Here is a 15142-nt window from a genome sequence, read left to right as displayed (position 1 = left end):
ACAGCGCAGTGGGATTTTTTTCAGACCTGCGGGATGCGCGGCGCGATCACGCCCGGGTCGTACCAGGTCACCGGGCGGATCTCGAACACGCCGCCCTCGAAGTCCAGCCGCCGCGCCGCATGCCGCGCGTCTTCGAGCGACTCGCATTCGACGATGTAGATGCCCATCAGCTGCTCCTTCGTCTCGGCGAACGGCCCGTCGGTCACCAGCGGATGCGCGGCGCCAGCGTGCCGCACGGTGGTGGCGGTGTCGGGCATCAGGCGCAGCACGGTGCCGAGCCGGCCGGCGGCCTGCAGCTCGTCGCGCAGGTCGGTGTGGCGCTCGAGCATCTCGTCTTCGACCTCGGGCGCCCAGCCGGCCGCCGCAGCTTCGGAACCGTAGATCAGGATGGAATAGAGCATCGTGCGTCCTTTGCTTGAAGGGAGTCGGAAGAGGCGCCCGCGCCGAGGCGGTCGAGCAGCAGGCGGATGTGCGCGGCTTCGGCGGCGGTGCGGGCCAGCGCGAGCGCGTCGGCAAAAGCGCGGCGCGCCTCGTCGGCGCGGCCCAGCTGCATCAGCAGCCCGCCGCGCAGGCCGTGGAAATGAAAGTACGCCGACAGCGGCTCTGCTAGCCCGTCGACCATCGCCAGCGCCGTCTTGGGCCCGCGCACCTTGGCCACGGCCACCGCACGGTTGAGCGTGACCACGGGCGAAGGCTGCAGCTTTTCGAGCCCGGCGTAAAGCCGGTCGATCTCGGCCCAGTCGGTGTCGGCCGCGCGTGCGGCCCGTGCGTGCGTGGCCGCGATGGCCGCCTGCAGCTGGTACGGCCCGATGCGGTGCTGGCGCAGCGCGGCGTCGAGCAGGGCCAGGCCTTCGTCGATCGCCGCGTGGTGCCAGCGCGTGCGGTCCTGGTCTTCGAGCAGCACGACCATGCCGCCGGCGTCCAGCCGCGCATCGGCGCGCGCGTGCTGCAACAGCAGCAGGGCGCACAGGCCGGCGGTCTCGGGCTCGTCGGGGAACAGGTCGCACAGCAGGCGCGCGAGCCGGATCGCCTCTTCGCACAGCGCCACGCGCACATGGGCGGTGCCGCCGCTGGCCGCGTAGCCTTCGTTGAACAGCAGGTAGACCACCGCGCCCACGGCCGCCAGCCGCTCGCCGCGTTCGCGCGCGCCGGGCGCATCGAAGGGCAAGCCGGCCGCGGCCACGCGCTGCTTGGCGCGCGTGATGCGCTGCTCCATCGCACGCTCGCCGACCAGGAAGGCGCGCGCGATCTCCGGCACCGACAGGCCCGAGACGATGCGCAGCGCCAGCGCGATCTGCTGCGCGAGCGGCAGCGCGGGGTGGCAGCAGACGAACAGCAGGCGCAGCACGTCGTCGCGGTAGTGCGACTGGTCGAGTTGCTCGGCGAGGTCGGGGTCGAGGGCCATGTCCGCGTCGCCGTCTTCCTCTTCGGGCAACGGATCGTGCCGGTCGCGCCGCCGCAGCTCGTCGAGCGCCGCGTTGCGCCCCACGAGGATCAGCCACGCCAGCGGATCGTCGGGCGGGCCCTGCTCGGGCCAATGCCGCAGTGCGCGCAGGCTGGCTTCCTGGAAGCCTTCCTCGGCCGTGTCCAGGTCGCGGAAGTAGCGAAGCAGCGCCGCCACCGCGCGCGGGCGTGCGGCGGTCAGCGTGGTGGCGATCCAGCTCAGCTCGGTGGTGGTCATCGTCGGCGCGGTGCGTGTCGCTTCGAAGAAGGTCGGTTCAACCCCAAGGACGCGCCAGTATGCGGCGGGCCGACAGCGGTGCGCAAAAAAAGTCCGCGTGGACAATGCGGCGCATGTCCGACCTCCACGCTCTGACCCGGCAGTTTCCGCATCCCGGCCGGCTCGATGCCATCCTGCTGCGCCCCGCGCGGCGCACGCCGGTTCAATCGGTGAACGAGGTGCTGGCGATCGAAGCGCTGGGCCTGGCCGACGACCGCAGCAGCGCCGGGCGTGGCGGTGGCAAGCGGCAGGTCACATTGATGCAGGCGGAGCACCTGCCGGTCATCGCGGCGCTCGCGCAGCGCATGGAGGGTGTCGACGCCGGCCTGCTGCGCCGCAACCTCGTCGTGTCGGGCCTCAACCTGCTGGCGGCGCGCTCGCTGTTTCGCGACCAGCCGCTGGTGCTGGCGCTCGGGTCCGAGGTGCTGCTGGAGATCACCGGGCCCTGCGAGCCCTGCTCGCGCATGGAAGAACTGCTCGGCCCCGGTGGCTACAACGCCATGCGCGGGCATGGCGGCGTGACGGCGCGGGTGCTGCGTGGCGGTGTGCTGCGCGTCGGCGACGCGGTCGCCTGCCGCACCACCTGAACACCACCTACATCAGGTTGCGCAACGAGGCCTCGATGGCCGCCGCCGTGGCCAGCGGCTTTTCCATCGGAAACAGGTGGCTGCCGTCGAGCATCGTGATGCGGCCCTTGGTGACCTGTTCGGTCATCGTCATGCCCACCTGCTTCATCTCGACCGACTGGCGTCCGCCGATGAAGGCCACCTTGCACTTCAGCGGATGGCGGCGCAGCAGCCCGCCCAGCGTGTGGGGCAGGGTGTTGTAGATGGCGGTTTCCACGTCGCGGTCGAAGCTCAGCGAGCGCGTGTCTTCGCTGTCGAAGGTGCCGTGGTCGATGTAGTCGTGCAGCACCTGCTCGTCCCACTTCGCGAACGCCTTCTTGCTGCGGAAGTGCTCGAACACCGCCTCGCGGTGCTCCCAGCTGTTCTTGCGCTTGCGGCTCACGGCGCCGGGCGAAATGCTCTTCATGAGCGGCGTGCGCTTGACCACGTTGAGCGTGTTCGCGCGCCAGCCGCCGAGGATCGGCGAATCGATCAGCAGCACGCCGCGCGCCAGCTCGGGGTGGCGCGCCGCGCACATCAGGCTCAGGAAGCCGCCCAGCGAATGGCCGATGAGGAACACCGGGCCGCCCGCGCGGTCGGCGCGCAGCTTGGCGAAGTCGGCCAGCTGCTGTACCAGGTGCGGCCAGTTGTCGGTGACGGGGTATTTCGGGTCGTGCCCGAATTTCTCGATGGCGTCGACCTCGAAGCCCCGGTTGCGAAGGCTGTCGAGAACGACGCGGTAGGTGCTCGCCGGAAAGCTGTTGCCGTGCGAAAAGATGACAGGAGGCACGGACAGATTCAGATGAGCTTTTCGTCGGGGGTCGAGATTTTTCGCAGCGGGCTGTGGCGCGTGGCCGGCATCCGCAGCGGGTGTTCGGTGGCGCTGTCGTCCCACACCGGGTCTTCGATGCTGTCGAACACCTCGCGCAGCTTCTGGCCCCAGCTGTTGTGCATCATGCGGTAGTAGGGGTTGTCCGCGTCGATGCAGATCACGCGGTCGGTCTCGAGCTTGTTGGCCTCGTACACCACCAGATCGAGCGGCAGGCCCACCGACAGGTTCGACTTCATGGTCGAGTCCATCGACACCAGCGCGCACTTGGCGGCTTCGTCGAGTGGCGTCTCGGGCGTGAGCACGCGGTCGAGCACGGGCTTGCCGTACTTCGACTCGCCCACCTGGAAGTAGGGCGTCTCGGTGGTCGCTTCGATGAAGTTGCCCGCGGCGTAGACCAGGAACAGGCGCATGCCTTCGCCCTTGACCTGCCCGCCGAAGATGAACGACACGTTGAAATCGAGGCCCGCATGCTTGAGCGCCTCGGCGTCGCGGTCGTACACATGGCGCACGGCCGAGCCCAGCACGCGCGCGGCGTCGAACATGCTCTTGGCGTTCCAGATGGTGATGGGTTCGCCCTGCGTGCCGTCTTCGCGCGTTTCGCGCAGCTCTTCGATCTGCAGGATTTCGCGCACCGACTGCGAGATGCTCAGGTTGCCCGACGACAGCAGCACCATGACGCGGTCGCCCGGCTGCTCGTAGACGATCATCTTGCGGAAGGTGCTGATGTGGTCGACCCCCGCGTTCGTGCGCGAGTCGGAGAGAAACACCAGGCCGGCGTTGAGTTTGATGCCTACGCAATAAGTCATGGGTTCGCCTTGCAGGAACTGGGCCCGCTCATGCGGTACTGCGTTCACGTGCGTTCAGTTTCTGGAGGGCATAGAGCGCGTCGAGGGCTTCGCGCGGGCTCATGGTGTCCGGGTCGAGGGCAGCCAGCGCGGATTCTACGGCGCTGGCCATGGGGGTTTCGGCGGCGGGCGGGGGCGCAAACAGGTCGACCTGCGCACGCGTTTGCGCATGCTGCGATTCGAGCGCATCGAGCGCCTGCCGCGCGTGGTTGACCACTGCTGCGGGCATGCCTGCGAGGCGCGCCACCTGGATGCCGTAGCTCTTGCTGGCCGGGCCGGGCTGCATCTCGTGCAGGAACACGATGTCACGGCCCGACTCGGTCGCGCTCACGTGCATGTTCACGGCGCCGTGGTGCGTGGCCGGGAACTCGGTGAGCTCGAAGTAGTGGGTGGCGAACAGCGTGAAGGCCTTGCTGCGGTCATGCAGTTGCGCCGCGATGCCGGCCGCCAGCGCCAGGCCGTCGAAGGTGCTGGTGCCGCGGCCGATCTCGTCCATCAGCACCAGCGACTGCGCCGTGGCGCTGTGCAGAATCTGCGCGGCCTCGGTCATCTCGAGCATGAAGGTCGACTGCGCGTTGGCCAGGTCGTCGGCCGCGCCGATGCGCGTGTGAATCGCGTCGATCGGCCCGAGCCGGCAGGCCGTGGCCGGCACGTGCGAGCCGATCGAGGCCAGCAGCACCACGATGGCCACCTGCCGCATGTAGGTCGACTTACCGCCCATGTTCGGGCCGGTGATGATCTGCATGCGCTGCTGCGGCCCCATCTGCGTGTCGTTGGCGATGAAGCCGCCCGACGACTTCTCGGCCAGCCGCGCCTCCACCACCGGGTGGCGGCCCTGCTGGATTTCGATGCACGGGTGCGACACGAAGGTCGGCGCGCGCCAGTTCAGCGTGTGCGAGCGCTCGGCCAGCGCGCACAGTGCGTCGAGCGCGGCGATGCCGCCGGCCAGCTGCGTGAGCGCGGGCACCGAAGGCTGCAGCGCGTCGAGCAGCTGCTCGTACAGCCACTTCTCGCGCGCCAATGCGCGGTCTTGTGCGCTCAGCGCCTTGTCTTCGAAGGCCTTGAGCTCGGGCGTGATGAAGCGCTCGGCGTTCTTCAGCGTCTGGCGGCGGCGGTAGTTGTCGGGCACCTTCGAGAGCGCGCTTTGCGTCACCTCGATGTAGAAGCCGTGCACGCGGTTGAACTGCACGCGCAGGTTGCTGATGCCGGTGCGCTCGCGCTCGCTGATCTCGAGCTTGAGCAGGAAGTCGTCGCAGTTCTCGCTGATCTCGCGCAGCTCGTCGAGCTCGGTGTCGTGGCCGGTGGCGATCACGCCGCCGTCGCGCACCAGCGCCGACGGGTCGGGCTTGATCGCGCGCACCAGCAGGTCGGCGCAGCCGGGCGGCGGCGCCAGGCGTTCGGTGATCTGCGCCAGCAGCGCCGCGGCGCCCGGCAGCAGCGGCGCCAGCTGCTCGGCCTTCGCCAGCGCGAGCTGCAGCGCCACCAGTTCGCGCGGGCGCACCTGGCGCAGCGCGATGCGCGCCGCGATGCGTTCCACGTCGCTGGTGTTCTTCAGTTGCTCGCGCAGCGTGCGCCAGGGCGCGGCGGTGGCGCCGGGCCCGGGGGACTGCAGCGCACCGATGGCGTCGAGCCGCCCCTGGGCTTCGCTGCGGTCGCGGCGCGGCGAGAGCAGCCAGCGCTTGAGCAGGCGGCTGCCCATGCCCGTCATGCAGGTGTCGAGCAGCGAGAACATCGTGGGCGCGTCTTCGCCGCGCAGCGTCTGCACCAGCTCCAGGTTGCGGCGCGTGGTGGGCGGCAGCTCGATCAGGTCGCCGTCGCGCTCCACCGACAGCCGCTGCACGTGCGACAGCGCGCGGCCCTGCGTGTGCTCGGCATAGCCCAGCAGCGCGGCGGCGGCGGCGTGCGCGTTGCCCAGCGATTCGGCGTTCCACGCCGCGAGGCTGTGGCTGCCCATCTGCTCGCTGAGCTTGCGTTCGCCCAGGCCGGGATCGAACTGCCAGGCCGGACGCAGCGACAGCGTGAACGGCACGGCCGCGCGCGCGGCCTTCAGGCGCTGCTCGAAGGCGGGCGTGACCTCGGCGCTGTACAGCAGCTCGCTCGGCGCGATGCGCGCGATCCAGGCTTCGAGCGCATCGGCCGGGCACTCGGCCAGCCGCAGCTCGGCGCCCGTCACGCTGAGCCAGGCCAGGCCGCAGAAATTGCGCGTGCCCGCATGCACGGCGAGCAGCAGCGAATCGCTCTTGTCGTTGAGCAGTTCCGAGTCGGTCAGCGTGCCGGGCGTGACCACCCGCACCACCTTGCGCTCGACCGGCCCCTTGCTGGCGCCGACCTCGCCCACCTGCTCACAGATGGCGACCGATTCGCCCAGCTTGATGAGCCGCGCGAGGTAGGTGTCGACCGAGTGGAAGGGCACGCCGCACATCAGCACCGGCTGCCCGGCCGACTGGCCGCGCTGGGTGAGCGTGATGTCGAGCAGGCGCGAGGCCTTTTCGGCGTCGGCCCAGAACAGTTCGTAGAAATCGCCCATCCGGTAGAACAGCAGGGTGTCCGGATGGTCGGCCTTGAGGCCTAAGTACTGCGCCATCATCGGCGTGTGCCCGGCGAAATCGCCAGCCGAGGGGGCTTGATCTTTGGTGCTTTTCACCGGTAAGGTCATTGAATCCGTGGAGAAGAAAAGAGGGTGCGCGCTGCGCATCCCGGGGATCGGGTCATTATCGGGGACGGCCATCGGCGTGCGCGCCGGCCTCCCCGCACCGACGCCCCTGCCGCGTCCACTTTGGCCGCATTCCCCTGAATCCAGACAGCTCCCCCGTGCGTAGTCATGCGCATGCGCATGACTACGCGGGCGCACGCGACCTTCATCCATGGAGACCCCAGTGAGCTACGAGGACATCCGGAAACGATTTCATGTGCCTGCCCGCAAGGGCGCCAGGGTGCTGGTGCACGGGCAGCCCGGCACCGTGACCACCGTGCGGGGGCTCACGCTGCGCGTGCGGCTGGACGGCATGCGCTGGTCGCGGCCGTACCTGCCGGACGAGCTGCAATGGCTGCCTGCCCCGGCGCCCGAGCCGCAGGGGCAGGGCGGCCCCGAGCACTGACGCGGCCGGGCGGCCTGCACCGCCCCTCCTAAAATCCCTCGGCGCAAACCCCGCGTGAAGAACAAAGGCGCCCATGGCCCCGTCGGATGAAATCAAAGGCCCTGCAGCGGACGCGCTCCCGGACACCGCCACCTTGCCCGCTGACCTTGCGGCGCTGTACCTGTGCATGTCGCCAGCCCAGCTGGCGGACCTGCGCAAGTCGAAACGGCCCGAAGGGCGACCGGGCACGGGGAACAGCGGCCCGACCGTCATCCGGCCCGTCGAAGGCACGGGCGGCGCCAAGGACCCGGCGCTCTACCAGCTCGGCACGCTGCGCGAGTTTGCCAAGGCGCACGCCGCCCCCTCGGCCTTCGACACCGCGCTGAACACCGGCCTGCCGGGCTGGTTCGGCGCCAAGCTGCCTTTCTTCGCCGAGCGCGAACCGCGCATCAAGCGCGGCAAGCGCGTGCTCATCGGTGGCGCCTGGGACCGGGCCGATCCGCTGCGCGAGCAGCGCTTCGTCGCGCTGGCCAAGGGCCGCATCCGCTTCACGTCGCTGACGTGTGCCGAAGCCGCGGCGAGCCTGTGGGCCGACGTGGCCAGCCACCGCGCGTTCGCCGACCAGGGGCTGGCCCTGCTCGCGCGCGAGACGCAGGCCATCGAGGCCTCGCTGGCCGACACGGCCCGCCTGGCCGCGACCGCACCGACCGATGCGGCGGCCTGACCTCCCTTCAAGTTCGACGATGGAAGTGCTCCGATGCTGATCAACTGCGTGGCCTATGAAAACGGCGCCAAGCTCGCCGACATTCCCGTCGAGGACATCAGCGACTACATCTCCCGCGCCGGCTGTTTCGTCTGGGTGGCGCTGAGCGACGCCACGCCCGAAGAGTTGGCCCAGATGCAGGACGAGTTCGACCTGCACCCGCTGGCCGTCGAAGACGCCCAGCACGGCCACCAGCGGCCCAAGGTGGAGGAGTACGGCGACTCGCTGTTCGTCGTGATGCACCTGGTCGAGCCCTCGATCGAAGGTGAGAGCGGGCACAGCGTGAACGTGGGCGAGGTCAACGTGTTCGTCGGCCGCAACTACGTGCTGTCGGTGCGCAACCGCAGCCAGCAGGGCTTCCTGGGCGTGCGCGAGCGCTGCGAGCGCGAGCCCGACCTGCTGCGCAACGGCGCGGGCTTCGTGCTCTATGCGCTGATGGACGCGGTGGTCGACCGCTACTTTCCGGTGATCGACGCGCTCGAAGTGGAACTCGAATCCATCGAGCAGCAGATCTTTGCGCAGGGTGGCGCGGCGCGCGACAAGATCAAGCAGCTGTACGACCTGAAGCGCCGCAGCCTCATCCTCAAGCGCGCGGTGGCGCCGCTGGTGGAGGCAGCGGGCAAGCTGCACGGCGGGCGCGTCCCGCAGATCTGCGTGGGCACGCAGGAGTATTTCCGCGACGTGGGCGACCACCTGGTGCGCATCAACGGCTCGATCGACGCGGTGCGCGACACCATCGCCACGGCGGTGCAGGTGAACCTCTCGATGGTCACCATCGAGGAGAGCGAAGTGACCAAGCGGCTCGCCGCCTGGGCCAGCATCTTCGCGGTGTGCACCGCCTTCGCGGGCATCTGGGGCATGAACTTCGAGCACATGCCGGAGCTGAAATTCCGCTATGGGTACGCGATGGCGCTGGGGCTGATCGTCAGCACCTGCGGCTACCTCTACTACCGGTTCAAGCGCGTCGGCTGGCTCTAGCGCGAAGCCCGGCCCCGGGCTTCGCGACTGAGTCGCGCCTTCCTTATTCGTCGTGCGTGTCGTGCGTCGCCACGGCACCGCGACGCCAGTAACCCGAGGCCCGAACCCACTTCGGGTTCGCACCGCGCTCGCCCACGAGGTGCGCGCGCAGCGCCTTCGCGATCGCCGATTCGCAACCGACCCAGGCGTGGAAGTCGCCGTCCGGCAGCGCCATGGTTTTCAGCGTGTCGACCAGCACGGGGCTCAGGCCCGGCGCGGCGCCCTGGCGGTGCACCCAGCGCAGCGTGAGCTCGGCCTGCGTTTCGAAAGGGATCTCGTCGGCTGCGCTGTCGACTTCCGCCAGCACCACCACACGCGCGCCGGCCGGCAGTTCGGCCAGGCGGCGCGAGATGGCGGGCAGGGCGGTGTCGTCGCCGATCAGCAGGTGCCAGTCGAATTCGGTCGGCACGATGAACGAGCCGCGCGGGCCGCCCACGCCGACGATGTCGCCGGGCTTGGCCTGCTCGGCCCACTGCGTGGCGGGGCCGGCGTCGTGCAGCGCGAAGTCGATCTCCAGCGTGTTGGCTTGTGCGTCGTGGCGGCGCGGCGTGTAGTCGCGCATGGCGGGGCGCCCGCCTTCGGGCCACACCGGGCCGTCGGGGCCGGCGGTCGGCAGCGTGAGCTGGCCCGTGGCGGCATCGGGAAAGAACAGCTTCGCGTGGTCGTCGAAGCCGGGGCTGGTGAAGCCCTGGAGCGCGTCGCCGGTCAGCGTGATGCGGATCAGGTGCGGCGTCACGCGCTGCACGGTCTTCACCGTGAGTTGGCGAAAACGCAGTTCGTGGCGCACGCGGCGCGGCGTGCGGTCGGGCGTGTTGGAAGAAGAAGCAGTGGTGGTGAAGTCGGTCATGTCAGGTTGGTTCAGATGCGTTCGAGCTGTTGTGCGGCGCTGTCGAGCACCGCGGCGAATTCGTGGGCTTGTTGTTCGGTGAGGGGGGCGCCGCCGAGGCGCAGGCGCATCGCGAGCTTCAGGTTCTCGATGGCGCGGGTGACTTGCGGGGGCCGTCCGGCGCGCGGGCCGGCGCCGTCCACGCCGCCCACCATGCGGGCCATCATGGCGTCGGCCGTCTCGCGGTTGGCGGCCAGGAACTCCTGGCCGCTCGGCGTGATGCTGTAGCGCTTGCGGCCGCCGACGTCGGCGGTTTCCACGCTCAGGTAGCCCAGCTCTTCCAGCAGCGTGAGCGTGGGGTAGACCACGCCGGGGCTCGGCGCGTAGGTGCCGCCCAGGCGGTCCTCGATGGCCTTGATGAGCTCGTAGCCGTGCGAGGGCTTGTCGGCAATGAGCTGCAGCAGCACGAAGCGCAGCCCGCCGTGGCCGAACACCCGGCCCGCGCCGCCGCCGCGTCCGCCGCGCATCCCGCGGCCGCCGCCGGCCAGGCCGTCTTCGTGTTCGCCGCGCGGGGCGTGGCGGTGGTGATGGTGGTGCGGAGCGTGGTGAAGGTGGCGCATGGGGATGGCTTTCTTGAGTGGGTCGAGACTATTCTAGATATATCGAAATAGAAAGCGAAAGCCCACCCATCAGGCGACCCTGCCGGTCGCATGGGTTCTGGCGGCGCGGCCCCTTCGGGCTACAGCGGACGTAAAGGCGCCGCGCGCGCAATCAGCCGGATCTGCTCGAAATCCAGCCGGTCCAGCGCTTGGCGAAGCGTCAGCACCATCGGCTGGCTGTGCGCCTCCGTGGCCAGCCGGTTCACCCACTCGTGCAGGTCGCTCCAGCGGCCGTCGCGGGCGAGCACTTCGAGTTCGTCCTTCTGCGCCGGCGACAGCGGCGTCAGCACCGGCAGCAGCCGGCCGCGCGCCCGGGGCCTGGCGCGCGGGCGCGGCGCGGCGATGGGTTCCGGCGGCGGCGGTGCAGGCGCATCCGACGAAGGCGCCGGCTCGGTCGACAGCGAGAACACCACCCGCGTCCCCGCGCCCATGCCGCTGTGAATGGCGAGCCGCCCGCCCATCCGCTGCACGATGCGTTGCGCAATCACCAGCCCGAGCCCGCCGCCCGCCATGCTGGGCGCGTTGTCGGCCAGCAGGCGCGTCATGCGCTCGAGCGTGTCGGCGTCGATGCCCGTGCCGCTGTCGGTCACTTCGAAATGCAGCTGCCACGCGCCGTCGCTCGGCTGTGCCTGCAACCGCAGCCCGATGGCGCCGTTGCGCGTGAACCTGGCCGCGTTCGACAGCAGGTTCAGCACCACCTGCTGCAGCCGCTTGCCGTCCAGGCGGACCAGGGCCGGCAGTTCGCCGTCGATCGTCAGTTCGAAGCTGTTGTGCTGGCGCTGCGCGAGCGCGTGCGCGTACTGCGCGACGTTGTCGACCAGCGTGCGCAGCTGCACCGGCTGCGCCTCGACGGCCAGCGGCGCCAGCTCGCCCTTGGCGTAGTCGACCAGGTCATCGATCAGCTCCAGCTGGTAGGCCGCGCTGCGCTCGATGGTGGCGAGCCGCGCGGGCGCCGGCGTGTCGCTGCCGTCCTGCATCAGCTTCAGGTTGCCCAGGATGGTGGCCACCGGCGCGCGCAGGTCGTGGCTGATGTAGGCCAGCAGTTCTTTCTGTTCGCGCGTGCGCTGCTCGGCCTGGCCCAGCGCCTCGCTCAGGGCGCGGGTCTTGCGCACCACTTCTTCCTCGAGCCGCTGCTGCTCCTGCGTCTGCCACTGCAGCAGCGTCTGCTGCGCCGCGTTGCGCTGGCGCGTCTCCTGGAACGACCACGCCGTGATCGCGAAGGCGCCGACCAGCATGCCCGGGAACGCCAGCGCATAGTGGTCGAAGTCGGACATCGAGCGCTCCGCGAACATCAGCGCCGACATGCGCATCAGCGCGCCCACGCAGATCACGAGCATCACCATCAGCGACAGCCGCCCGCCCGGCCCGGCGCGCCGCTGGTAGATGAAGGTGCAGACCGTCAGCGCGAGCACGATCAGTGGCGCGTTCACGATGCCGATGGCGGCGAAGGTTGCGTAGGGGCCGAGCAGGGTGCCCAGCAGCACGACGATCTCGACGCCGGCCAGCACGAACAGCAGCGGGCGCCCGGGCACGCGCACCGGGCTCTGGCGGCCGCGCTCGTGAAAGTACAGCAGCAGGCACAGCGCCGTGGCCGCCACCATCACGCTGTGGCCGCGGTAGCTCCAGACGGTGCTGTCGGGCCACAGCGCGATGCGCGCATAGCCCCGGTAGGTGGCCTCGTACAGCGCCAGCAGCGCAAAGCTCCCCGCCTGAAAGGCCAGCATCGGCGCGCGCGAAATCCACCACAGCGCGGCCGAGTACACCGCGAAGGCCAGCAGCCCGCCGATCAGCAGGCCGCTGAGCAGCGCATGGTTGCGTTCGATGTGATGCCACGCCTCGTCGGTGTGCAGCTCCAGCACCAGCTTGATCTGGCCCGTGCTCATCACCCGCACCAGCACCTGCACCGACTCGCCCGGCTGCAGGTCGATCTGCAGCTGCGGAATGCGGTCGTGGCGATGCGTGGCGTCCATCGGGTCGGACACGCCGGCCTGCGCGTGCGTCCATGCGGGTTGGCCATTGCGAGTGCGCAGCAGATGAAAGTCGACATGCCGCAGCCACGTCACGTTGAGCCCGAACCGCGCCGTGCGCACCTCCTGCGCATCGTTGACCAGCGACAGGCGCAGCCACACCGCCGAGGTCGAGAACCCGCGCATCAGCTGGTCGGGCGTGGCGGGCACGAACCCGTTCGCGCCACCGCTGGGCAAGGCGAGCACCTCGCGCGCCGACAGGCGGGCCGTGGGGTCTTCCAGCACTTCGACGGTCTGTTCGACGGAGATATTGCCCCGGTTCAGCGCGCTGAACCTGACGGCTTCTGCCGCGCTGGCGGCGAAGCCCCACAACCACAAGGCCAGGCCGAGCAGCAAGCCGCTTGCCCACCAGGGGCGTGTGCGCACCGGATGCATCGCGCGTCAGGTGCCGGAACGTTCGACACCGGCCTGGCGACAGGCCGAGGGCGTGCAGTCGAAGTACTCGCGAAACGCCGTCGCGAAATTCGCGGCGCTCGAGAACCCCACCGCCGCGGCGATCTCTTCGATGCGCATGGCCGATTCGAGCAGCAGGCGCTGCGCCTCGTGCAGCCGCGCTTCGCGCACGAACTCGAACACCGTGCGGTTCGTCAGCTCCTTGAACACGCGCGACAGGCGCTTTTCGTGCGTGCCCACGCGCGCCGCCAGCTCGCGCAGCGGCAGCACGCGGCTCAGGTCGGCCAGGATGAGTCGCTCCGCCGCCTGCATGAGCGCGCGGTCCATGCCCGAGCCCGGCGCGCCGCCGTCGTTCGCGGCGGGGCTGTCGGGCGGGGGCGCCACCTGCGGGGCAGGGGCGGTGCGCGCCCTGCGGGATTCCGCCAGCGCCAGGTGAATCTCGACGCGGGCCATCACCTCGGCCGGGTCGAAGGGCTTCACGATGTAGTCGACCGCGCCGGCGCGCAGGCCCGTCAGGCGCTCTTCCAGGCTGGCCGACGAGGTCACGAAGATCACCGGAATGTCCGCCGTGGCCGGGTCGGCCTTCAGCAGGCGGCAGGCGGCAAACCCGTCGGTGCCGCCCAGGCGCACGTCCAGCAGCACCAGATCCATCTGCAGCGTTGTCGCCCGCCGGTAGCCCTCCATCGCATCGAAGGCGAGCGTGATGCGGTAGCCCGTGCCCCGCAGCGTTTCCAGCAAGAGCTTGAGTTCGTCAACGTTGTCGTCGACAACCAGCAGATGAGCTCTCCGGGGCTCCGGAGGTGACCAATAGGACATGGAAAGAGGGGGCGCCGGCACTGCGTTGGAACGCCCTGTGACCGAAACAATGTAACCAAGAAATTAATTTGGTAATCATTGTCACAAGAAATGCAAATTCATCCAATGACCGGTCTTCATTCCTGATCGATCCGCCCGCCATTGACGCGCGAGGCCTTAAAAAAGGTGCCGCGGCGAGGGGGGCTGTCAGAGGGAAAACGGGGTGCTGGACAGGGCCCGATCGGTATTGCAGGAAATAGCCGGGCCGATTCCGTCCATCAAAAGAATTGGACGCTCCGGCAAAAGCCCGTAAGCCAAAAGACCGCCAGCGCTCGCTTTCCCAACTTGCGAATTGCTGATTTTCTTTCGCCAATCGTGTGAAGTATTCGACATTCACACACGTTTGTGAACAGTTGTACGCCACGGCAAACGCCACGGCCTCTCCGGCAAAAGTCCGGACACCCCCCCGAACCAAGAATCCCGCCCCATGCAAGCGCAAGCCTGCGTGACCCGCACACCGGGTCTCGCCGGCGAGTCCTCGAGAGCCACCCGCGGCCTTCGAGATTTCCCAACGTGCGACCCGGGCTGTTCGCTGAAAGCGAAGGCTCGCCCGAGGTCCGGAGTCAAGGAGAAAGACCAATCATGGAAGCTGTTTACAAGTCTGGTGGCGCGTCATCCCGCAAAGCGACGGCGGAAGCCCCTCTGGTTCTGGATCGCCCGTCGATCGTCACGCTGAAGATCGCGCCCGAGAGCGTGCTCAAGTTCGAGCGCCGCGGCGACGACCTCGTGCTCGTGCTGCGCGACGGCCAGGAAGTCGCCGTGCGCGGCTTCTTCGCCGAGTACCCCGACGCCGGCCGCAACGACCTCGTGCTCGAAGACGGCGCCGGCGTGCAGTGGTGGGGCCAGTACACCGCGCCCTGGAAAGACTTCCACTTCACCGAGATCGAATGGAACGACGCCGGCGGCGCCTTGCTGCCCGACGGCGTGCCGGGCTGGCTGCTGGGCGCGCTCGGCGTGCTGGGCGTCGGTGCCGCCGCGAGCGGTGGTGGTGGCGGCGGCGGTGGCCCGGCCTTCATCCCGCCGTTGCTTCCCGCGCAGAACCGCGGCCCCGAAGGCAAGGCCGACCCTGTCGTCACCGATCAGGACAAGCCCGTGGCCGGGCAAGTGCAGGCGACCGACCCGGACCGTGACACGCTGACTTACACCGTCGCCAAGGGCCCCGAGCACGGCACCGTCACCGTCGATCCGACCACGGGCCAGTTCGTCTACACGCCCAAGCCCGGCTACGAAGGGCCCGACAGCTTCGAAGTCACCGTCAGCGACGGCAAGGGCGGCACCACCACCGTCACGGTGCCCGTGACCGTCTCGCCCGTGAACGACGCACCCACCGCGCCCGACTACACCGAGACCACGGCCGAAGACACGCCCGTGAGCGGCCGCGTGACCGGCAGCGACATCGACAGCGGCGACACGCTGACCTACACGAAGGGCAGCGACCCGGCGCACGGCACGGTCACGGTCAACGCGGACGGCACCTACACCTACACCCCGGGTGCCAACTTCCACGGTACGGACAGCTTCAC

Annotated in this window: 14 protein-coding genes; 5 read left to right on the top strand and 9 right to left on the bottom strand. The window is 69.3% G+C overall.

Features of this window, described 5'->3' with window-relative positions; all coding sequences use genetic code 11:
- Nucleotides 1-20: 20 nt before the first annotated feature.
- Together AC1RL8_RS07370 and AC1RL8_RS07365 are read right to left on the bottom strand one after the other, a co-directional pair.
- Nucleotides 21-401, bottom strand: a complete 381-nt coding sequence (locus tag AC1RL8_RS07370) for a YciI family protein (RefSeq protein WP_070062632.1) — start codon at nt 399-401, stop codon at nt 21-23.
- A complete protein-coding gene (locus AC1RL8_RS07365; RefSeq protein ID WP_492684369.1) occupies nt 383-1681 on the bottom strand; it encodes an RNA polymerase sigma factor in 1299 nt (432 codons plus the stop codon). Before AC1RL8_RS07365 ends, AC1RL8_RS07370 begins: the two co-directional genes overlap by 19 nt.
- A gap of 113 nt (nt 1682-1794) precedes the next feature.
- On the opposite strand from AC1RL8_RS07365, the gene AC1RL8_RS07360 reads away from it, so the two are divergent.
- Entirely contained in the window at nt 1795-2307 is a 513-nt protein-coding gene (locus tag AC1RL8_RS07360) for an MOSC domain-containing protein (RefSeq protein WP_492684368.1), read from the top strand.
- A gap of 7 nt (nt 2308-2314) precedes the next feature.
- Here AC1RL8_RS07360 and AC1RL8_RS07355 read toward each other — a convergent pair whose 3' ends face one another.
- Genes AC1RL8_RS07355 through mutS form a run of 3 tightly spaced genes read right to left on the bottom strand, consistent with a single transcriptional unit; the run spans nt 2315 to nt 6658 of the window.
- Entirely contained in the window at nt 2315-3121 is an 807-nt protein-coding gene (locus AC1RL8_RS07355; protein WP_492684866.1) for an alpha/beta fold hydrolase, read from the bottom strand.
- 2 nt (nt 3122-3123) lie between these two features.
- Complete coding sequence (locus tag AC1RL8_RS07350; RefSeq protein WP_062474940.1) at nt 3124-3963, bottom strand: proteasome-type protease; 840 nt, start codon at nt 3961-3963, stop codon at nt 3124-3126.
- A 28-nt stretch (nt 3964-3991) separates the two neighbouring features.
- Nucleotides 3992-6658: a DNA mismatch repair protein MutS gene (gene mutS / locus AC1RL8_RS07345; RefSeq protein ID WP_492684367.1), complete on the bottom strand. Its 2667-nt coding sequence runs from the start codon at nt 6656-6658 to the stop codon at nt 3992-3994.
- A 208-nt stretch (nt 6659-6866) separates the two neighbouring features.
- On the opposite strand from mutS, the gene AC1RL8_RS07340 reads away from it, so the two are divergent.
- From AC1RL8_RS07340 to corA, 3 genes are all read left to right on the top strand, one after another.
- The gene (locus tag AC1RL8_RS07340; protein ID WP_492684366.1) at nt 6867-7100 is read left to right on the top strand and encodes a polysaccharide deacetylase; all 234 of its coding nucleotides are present in this window, start codon (nt 6867-6869) and stop codon (nt 7098-7100) included.
- Nucleotides 7101-7233: 133 nt separating this feature from the next.
- Nucleotides 7234-7803: a hypothetical protein gene (locus AC1RL8_RS07335; protein ID WP_447745972.1), complete on the top strand. Its 570-nt coding sequence runs from the start codon at nt 7234-7236 to the stop codon at nt 7801-7803.
- A 33-nt stretch (nt 7804-7836) separates the two neighbouring features.
- Nucleotides 7837-8820 (top strand): magnesium/cobalt transporter CorA, encoded by a 984-nt coding sequence (gene corA / locus AC1RL8_RS07330; protein ID WP_095746134.1) that lies wholly within the window; start codon nt 7837-7839, stop codon nt 8818-8820.
- A 43-nt stretch (nt 8821-8863) separates the two neighbouring features.
- Here corA and AC1RL8_RS07325 read toward each other — a convergent pair whose 3' ends face one another.
- The 4 genes from AC1RL8_RS07325 to AC1RL8_RS07310 form a co-directional block, all read right to left on the bottom strand.
- A complete protein-coding gene (locus tag AC1RL8_RS07325; RefSeq protein ID WP_492684365.1) occupies nt 8864-9706 on the bottom strand; it encodes a siderophore-interacting protein in 843 nt (280 codons plus the stop codon).
- Between the two features lie 11 nt (nt 9707-9717).
- A complete protein-coding gene (locus tag AC1RL8_RS07320) occupies nt 9718-10305 on the bottom strand; it encodes a PadR family transcriptional regulator (protein ID WP_492684364.1) in 588 nt (195 codons plus the stop codon).
- A 119-nt stretch (nt 10306-10424) separates the two neighbouring features.
- The gene (locus AC1RL8_RS07315; RefSeq protein ID WP_492684363.1) at nt 10425-12737 is read right to left on the bottom strand and encodes a sensor histidine kinase; all 2313 of its coding nucleotides are present in this window, start codon (nt 12735-12737) and stop codon (nt 10425-10427) included.
- A 15-nt stretch (nt 12738-12752) separates the two neighbouring features.
- Entirely contained in the window at nt 12753-13580 is an 828-nt protein-coding gene (locus AC1RL8_RS07310; RefSeq protein ID WP_487863370.1) for a response regulator transcription factor, read from the bottom strand.
- A 621-nt stretch (nt 13581-14201) separates the two neighbouring features.
- On the opposite strand from AC1RL8_RS07310, the gene AC1RL8_RS07305 reads away from it, so the two are divergent.
- On the top strand, nt 14202-15142 hold a 941-nt coding region (locus AC1RL8_RS07305), incomplete at its 3' end, for an Ig-like domain-containing protein (RefSeq protein WP_492684362.1).

This window comes from Variovorax sp. GW822-FHT04E09, from assembly GCF_058800845.1.
This window is presented reverse-complemented; position numbering and strand designations above follow the sequence as displayed.

Excerpts from the sequence above, each read along its gene's own strand:
- AC1RL8_RS07365 (WP_492684369.1), bottom strand. The coding sequence starts at position 1,681 with ATGACCACCACCGAGCTGAGCTGGATCGCCACCACGCTGACCGCCGCA.
- AC1RL8_RS07325 (WP_492684365.1), bottom strand. The coding sequence starts at position 9,706 with ATGACCGACTTCACCACCACTGCTTCTTCTTCCAACACGCCCGACCGC.
- mutS (WP_492684367.1), bottom strand. The coding sequence starts at position 6,658 with ATGACCTTACCGGTGAAAAGCACCAAAGATCAAGCCCCCTCGGCTGGC.
- AC1RL8_RS07310 (WP_487863370.1), bottom strand. The coding sequence starts at position 13,580 with ATGTCCTATTGGTCACCTCCGGAGCCCCGGAGAGCTCATCTGCTGGTT.
- AC1RL8_RS07360 (WP_492684368.1), top strand. The coding sequence starts at position 1,795 with ATGTCCGACCTCCACGCTCTGACCCGGCAGTTTCCGCATCCCGGCCGG.
- corA (WP_095746134.1), top strand. The coding sequence starts at position 7,837 with ATGCTGATCAACTGCGTGGCCTATGAAAACGGCGCCAAGCTCGCCGAC.
- AC1RL8_RS07320 (WP_492684364.1), bottom strand. The coding sequence starts at position 10,305 with ATGCGCCACCTTCACCACGCTCCGCACCACCATCACCACCGCCACGCC.
- AC1RL8_RS07370 (WP_070062632.1), bottom strand. The coding sequence starts at position 401 with ATGCTCTATTCCATCCTGATCTACGGTTCCGAAGCTGCGGCGGCCGGC.
- AC1RL8_RS07350 (WP_062474940.1), bottom strand. The coding sequence starts at position 3,963 with ATGACTTATTGCGTAGGCATCAAACTCAACGCCGGCCTGGTGTTTCTC.
- AC1RL8_RS07340 (WP_492684366.1), top strand. The coding sequence starts at position 6,867 with ATGGAGACCCCAGTGAGCTACGAGGACATCCGGAAACGATTTCATGTG.